We start from the raw sequence: 6,712 nt of genomic DNA on the forward strand, positions 1-6,712 counted from the left end.
GCTTCGGCCTTCTTCGCCACCGCCAACGGATCCTCACCCGCGGCGATCGCGGCCCGAGCCGCCTCGACGAAGTTGGCGTCGACACCCAGCTCGACATCTTCACCGGCGGCCTTGGCGGCAGCCTGCTTCTCCGCCATCGCCGCGACCTCGTCGCGATGCTCGATCGCGTAGCGCAGCACCTTCGACACCTCGTTGAGGCTGGCGTCGCGCACCGCGGAGATCTGCAGCTGCGGGATGTCGAATTCGTATTCGACGCGGTTCTTGATGCGCATGGCCATCAGCGAATCGAGGCCGAGCTCCATCAGCGGGATCTCCATCGGGAGGTCCTCGACGGCGTAACCCATGGATTCGGCGACGATGACGCACAGCCGCTGCTCGATGGTCTCGCCGCTGTCGGCGCTCCAGCGGTCACCGGTGGCGATGGCGATCTCGGCGGCGGTGGGCTCTGCTGCCGCAGCCGGAACCGCGACGGCGGCAACCGGTTCGGGCAGCGCCACACCGGAGGTGACGACCGCGTCGAACAGCAGGACGAACCCGGTGCCGGACTTGGCGTGCACCTGGACCGACGCACCACCGAGGTGCGGAGTCAACGTGGTGGTGAGCGTGCCCGCGGTGGGCAGGGCAGCATGCGGATGGGACACCGAGACCGCGACATCGGAGAGAACCTGGGCGGCAGCGGCTTTCACCAGCTCGGCCAGGTTGCTCACCGAAGAGGCCTGAACCTCCCAGGCGTGACGGCCGTCCGGCATGGCCACGTGCGCGCCGGGCACGCGAGTGTTCCCGCCACCCGAGGTCATCGAGACCTTGGGCCAGTACTCCTTGCGCACGAACGCGGTTCGCGGCACATCGGCGTAATCACCTTCGGGCAGCAGCGAACTCAGGTTCACGGCATGGCCGTGCACGTAGAGCTGGGCGAGCGCGCCGATCACACCGGCGGACTCGTCTTCCTTGCGCTTGAGCGTGGGAATGAGCTGCGCGTCGTGCACGCCCGCCGCGAACGTGGTGCCCAGAACCTGCATCAGCGCAACGGAATTGGGCGCCAGTTCGAGGAAGGTGGTGTGCCCGGAGTCGACGGCGGCCTTCACCGCGTTGGTGAACCACACGCTGTGGCGCAGGTTCTTCACCCAGTAGGGCTCGTCGTGGATCGGATCGGAACCGGGCTTGAAGTACAGCCCCTCGTGCACGGTGGAGTACAGACCGGTTTTCAGCGAGGTCGGCTCGATGCCCGCCAGTTCCGCGGCGAGTTCGCCGAGCAGCGGATCCATCTGGGAGGTGTGGCCCGCGCCGCGGGTCTGCAGGATGCGGGCGAACTTGCCCATCGCCTCGACCTCGGCGACGATCTGCTCGACCTGCTCACGCGGACCGCCGATGACGGTGTTGGTCGGCGCGGCGTACACCGCGCACTCCACATCGGGGTACTTCGGCAGCAGCAGCGCCACGTCGTGGGCGCTGAGTTCGACCAGTGCCATATTGCGCACTTCGTCGTCGGTGAGCATCTGCTCGCCCTCGCCCATCAGGCGCGAGCGGGCGCAGATCACGCGCACCGCGTCTTCGATCGTCAGGCCACCGGCGATGTAGGAGCCGGCCACCTCACCCATCGAATGACCGACCACCGCAGCCGGTTCGGCGCCGTGCGCGCGCAACAACGCGGCGAGGCCGAGCTGGATGGTGAAGATGCCGACCTGGCAGGTGCCGACGTCGTAGTCCTGCTCGTCGTCGAGGAACATCTCGCGGATCGAGTAACCCGCCTCGTCCTGCACGAGCTCGTCGACCTCGTCGACGGTCTTGCGGAAGATCGCGTTCTCGCCGTAGAGCTGCTTGGCCATCTTGCGATGCTGGGAACCGAAACCGGAGAACACCCAGATCGGACCGTTGGACGCGGGCGAATCGGCGGTGAACACACCGGCGCCCGGCTTGCCCTCGGCGATGGCGCGCAGGCCCGCGACGGCCTCTTCGCGGGTCTTGGCCACCACTACGCCACGTGAACGCTGATGGCTGCGCTTGGCCAGCGAGCGGGCGACATCGGTCAGCGCGACATCGGCGCCCGCGCCTTCCAGCCAGTCGGCCAGCTCGGCGGCGGCACGCTTACGACGCGACGGCAGGTAGGCGGAAACGGCAAGAACCACGGGCAGCGGCTCGTCGCGCTCGCCGTCCCACTCGACGAACGGCGGCACCGGCTCGACCGCGGCCTCGGTGATCGCGACGGCCTCGGCGACCACATCGGTGGTCTCCTCGCCCTCGATCTCCTCGGCGGCGACCTGCTCAGGGGTGACGTCCTCGACGACCGGGGCCGTGGGCACGTACTCCTGGAGCACCACGTGCGCGTTGGTGCCACCGAAACCGAAGCCGGAGATGCCGACGGTCGCGACGCCGCTGTAGCGCGGGTACTCGGTGGCCTCGTCGACGACCTTGAGGTTGGCCTGCTCGAACGGGATGTAGGGGCTCGGGCCCGCGTAGTTGATGCTCGGCGGAATCACGTTGTGCTGGAACGACATCAGCACCTTCGCGAGAGCGGGCACGCCCGCGCCGGACTCGAGGTGGCCGAAGTTGGTCTTGGCCGAACCGAGCAGGGCGGGCTTGTCCGCGTCACGGCCGCGACCGATCACCCGGGCCAGCGCCTCGGCTTCGATCGGGTCGCCGATCGGCGTGCCGGTGCCGTGCGCCTCGATGTAGTCGACGGTGTTGGGGACGATGCCCGCATCGCGGTAGGCGGCGCGCAGAACATCGGCCTGCGCGTCGGGGTTGGGCGCGAACAGCCCGTTGGAGCGGCCGTCGGAATTCACCGCGGAACCCTTGATGACGCCCAGGATGTTGTCGCCGTCCCGCTCGGCGTCGGCCAGGCGCTTGAGCACGACCATGCCCGCGCCCTCGGAGCGAACCATGCCGTCGGCGTCGGAGGAGAACGCCTTGATGTGCCCGTCCTTGGCGACGGCGCCGTTCTGGTCGAAACCGAGGGTGATGACCGGTGCCAGGATCATGTTCACGCCACCGGCGAGCGCCACCTCGGCCTCACCGCTGCGCAGCGCGCGCACGGCCTGGTGCACGGCCACGATGGTCGACGAGCAGGCGGTGTCGACGGTGACCGAAGGGCCACGGAAGTCGTAGAAGTAGGAGACACGGTTGGCGATGATGCCGGTCGAGCCGCCGAGCAGCGCGTATCCGCGCGATGAGGCAGGCGCATCGGGATCGGTGTCGCCGAGACCGAGCGAGGCGATCATCTGGAAATCGTTGGTGGACGAGCCGACGAACACGCCGACCTGACCGCCCTTGAGGTCGCTGGCCGGGATGCGCGCGTGCTCGAGCGCCTCCCAGGTGAGCTCCATCATCAACCGCTGCTGCGGGTCGACCTGCTCGACCTCGATCGGCGACATCGCGAAGAACTCGGCGTCGAAGCCCTTGATGACGTCCTGGTCCAGGTAGCCGCCGAGGGTGTTGGCCTGATCGATGGACTTGGCCACCGACGGGTCGGTCAGGAACTCCGACCAGCGACCCTCGGGCAGCTCACGGATCGCGTCACCGCGACCGATGATGAACTCCCAGGTCGACTCGGGCGTGGTGCCCGCACCCGGCAGGCGCGTGGACAGACCGACCACCGCGACGTCGTGCGCCTCGGAAGGCGCGAACGCGGCCGTGTACTCCGAGGAATCCTCGGGCTCAGGCTCCGGCTCACCGTTGACGATGATCTCGGCCAGCGACGCGATCGTCGGATGCTGGTAGATCACCGTCGGGGCGAGAGCGACCCCGGTGTAGTCCTCGATGTCACCACCGAGGGCGAGAGCATCGCGTGAAGCGAGCCCGAACTCCTCCATCGGCCGGTCGACGGTGATCGCGTCGACCGACTGCCCGGTCGCGTCGGCGACCCAGCGGCGCAGCCATTCGCGCAGCTCGGCTACCGAGAGAGCGGTCGTCTCGGCAGGGACGTCAGGGTTCGGGGTGGGCGTGCCCTCGTTGTTAGCCATCAATTCCTCAAGCTACCTGTCTGCGTACAGGGCGCGCCGTGGAATGACGCCCGGCCTGCATCGCACACCGGACGTCACCTCCTTTTCGGACGTGCCGAATTACTCTTCCGGTGCATCGGGGAAAGCCTGCTGGGTGTAACCACCGCGCAGCGTTCCCTCGAGGTAGGCGGCCTTGCAGGCGCGCCGGGCGATCTTGCCGCTGGAGGTCCGCGGGATGGAACCCGCGGGGACCAGCAGGATGTCACGAGCGGTCACACCATGACGCATCGAGACCGCGGCACGCACCGCGTCGGCGATCGGGCCGGGATCGGCCTTACCGGCGCCGGGGCCACGTTCGGCCACGACCACCAGCTGCTCGGACGCGTCGTCGACGTCGAACTTCAGACCGGAATGGCTGTCGGCGGCGAAGACCTCGGCGGGCAGCTGGTTGGCAGGCACCGCGAAGGCCGCGACGAAACCGGGACGCAGCGCCTTGGAGGCCTCCTGTGCGGAGTACTCCAGGTCCTGCGGGTAGTGGTTGCGACCGTCGACGATCACCAGGTCCTTCACGCGACCGGTGATGTAGAGCTCGCCCTCGAAGTACACGCCGAAGTCGCCGGTGCGCATCCAGTCGGCATCGGGATCGGTGCCGTCGGTGTGCCCACCTTCGATGGGCTCGGTGACCTTGTTGCGGAACGCCTTGGTGGACTCTGCGGGGCGACCCCAGTAACCGATGCCCATGTTGTTGCCGTGCAGCCAGATCTCGCCGACCTGACCGTCGGGCAGCTCGCGACCCTGCGCGGTGTCCGCCGATTCGGGATCGATGATCGCGGCCCACTGCGACAGCCCGACGTAACCACACGACACCTGCGCGATGGCGGTCTCGTCGGACTGGTCCACGCGCACCATGCGGCCCGCGTTGAGCTCGTTGCGATCGACGTAGACGTACTTGGCCTCGTCCTCGGCGCGGGTGGCCGAGACGAACAACGTGGCCTCGGCCATGCCGTAGCAGGGCTTGATCGCGGTCTTGGGCAGACCGTACGGCGCGAACGCCTCGTTGAACTTCTTCATCGAGGAGACCGTCACCGGCTCGGACCCGTTGATCAGGCCGATCACGTTCGACAGGTCCAGCGACTCGCCCGCCTTGGGCACACCACGCGCGGCGGCGTGCTCGAACGCGAAGTTCGGCGCGGCCGCGAACGTGCCGGCACCGTCGGAGACGGCGGCCAGCTCGTTGATCCAGCGCGAGGGACGACGCACGAACGCACTCGGCGACATGATGGTGATGAACTTGCCGCCGACCGCGGGCAGGATCACCGTGAGCAGGCCCATGTCGTGGAACAGCGGGAGCCAGGTGACGCCGCGCGAGTTCTCGTTCATGTTCAGCGAGTTGATCATCTGCAGCAGGTTGGTGCCGACCGCGCGGTGGGTGATCTCCACACCGGCGGGCACCCGGGTGGAACCCGAGGTGTACTGCAGGTAGGCGATGTCGTCGATCGCGGTGTCGGGGCGCACCCAGGAGTCACCGAGAGTGTCCGGGATCGCGTCGACGGCGATGATGCGCGGGCGTTGCGCGGCGGGCAGCGAGCGGAAGAACTGGCGCACACCGGCGGCCGAGGAGGTCGCGGTGAGGATCGCCGAGGGCTCACAGTCACCGAGGACGGCGTGCAGGCGGTCGGTGTGACCCGGCTCGTCGGGATCGAACAGCGGCACCGAGATGGTGCCGGCGTAGATCGCCGCGAAGAAGGAGATCACGTAATCCAGGCCCTGCGGCGCGAGGATCGCGACCCGGTCGCCCGGGTTGGTCACCTGTTGCAGGCGAGCGGCCACCGCGCGCAGCCGTACTCCGAACTCCTGCCAGGTCAGCTCGTGCACCTCGCCGTCGCGTTCCCGCGAATAGTCGATGTAGCGGTACGCGAGCGTATTCGCATCGTTACGGGTGTGCTTCTCGACGTGATCGACCAGGGTCCGGCCCTCGGGAATGTTGATATTCCCGGTTGCGTCCAGGTAGTCGTCGAAAGTCTCTTCCATTCCTTCTTCTCCTTGCGAGGACGCGATGACAAGCTCTGCGGCCTCGACTCGCTATATCGCCACCGGCCGTCGAACTCACACGAACGTGCGTCGACAACCTGCGGATTTTCGAGCGGTCTGCGCGGTGACCGCTATCGGCTAGATGTTCTCAAACCAGAGTCATGTTACAGAGAGCCCCCGCTCAGTCCTCCCGCAGCAGCGGAATGACAGGCGCGAATGCGTCCATCTGGGTGGGGAAGATGCCCACATACGACATCGAAGTGAGTTGGCGCACACGCTTGACCTGTTCGGCGATTTCCTCGAACGTGCCGATCGCGATGTAGGGCGAGCTCAGGATTTCCTCGACGGTCAGTTCGACGTCGACTTCGAGGTCGGGATGCAGGCCGCGTTCGATCGCGCGCAGCGCCATCTCGGCGGTCTTCTCCCGGTCGTCGGTGATGACGATGGCGGTGATGGCCCAGTTCAGTTCGATATCGGCGAACCGGTCACCGGCAGCGGCCTTGACGATGTTGACCTTCTCGATCGTCTTCTCGAGGGTAATGCCCGAGAGCAGGCCCTTGCCGTTCTTGGTGGTCTGCGGGACGACCGAGACGATATCGGCGTGCTTGGCCGCCAGCGCCAGCATCTTCGGACCGCCGCCACCGGTACACAGCGGCGGGCGCGGGCCCTGCCGAGGGCGCGGCGTGCCTTCTTCGACTGTTCGAACAATTGCGCCATGACAGGTGTGTGCCCGTCCCCTCTGC

3 protein-coding genes are annotated in these 6,712 nt (G+C 67.4%); all 3 read right to left on the reverse strand.

Annotated features, from left to right (window positions below):
• A partial coding sequence (locus ACFWF3_RS19040; RefSeq protein WP_379314673.1) for a beta-ketoacyl synthase N-terminal-like domain-containing protein occupies nucleotides 1-3,959 on the reverse strand: 3,959 nt, incomplete at its 3' end.
• Nucleotides 3,960-4,058: 99 nt separating this feature from the next.
• Nucleotides 4,059-5,969 carry a long-chain-fatty-acid--AMP ligase FadD32 gene (gene fadD32 / locus ACFWF3_RS19045; RefSeq protein WP_378989499.1) on the reverse strand — a complete coding sequence of 637 codons (1,911 nt, stop codon included), beginning with the start codon at nucleotides 5,967-5,969 and terminating at the stop codon, nucleotides 4,059-4,061.
• 181 nt (nucleotides 5,970-6,150) lie between these two features.
• The coding region (locus ACFWF3_RS19050; RefSeq protein WP_379314674.1) for an LLM class flavin-dependent oxidoreductase at nucleotides 6,151-6,712 on the reverse strand (562 nt) is incomplete at its 5' end.

Source organism: Nocardia sp. NPDC060220 (assembly GCF_042727815.1).
Lineage (GTDB): Bacteria > Actinomycetota > Actinomycetes > Mycobacteriales > Mycobacteriaceae > Nocardia.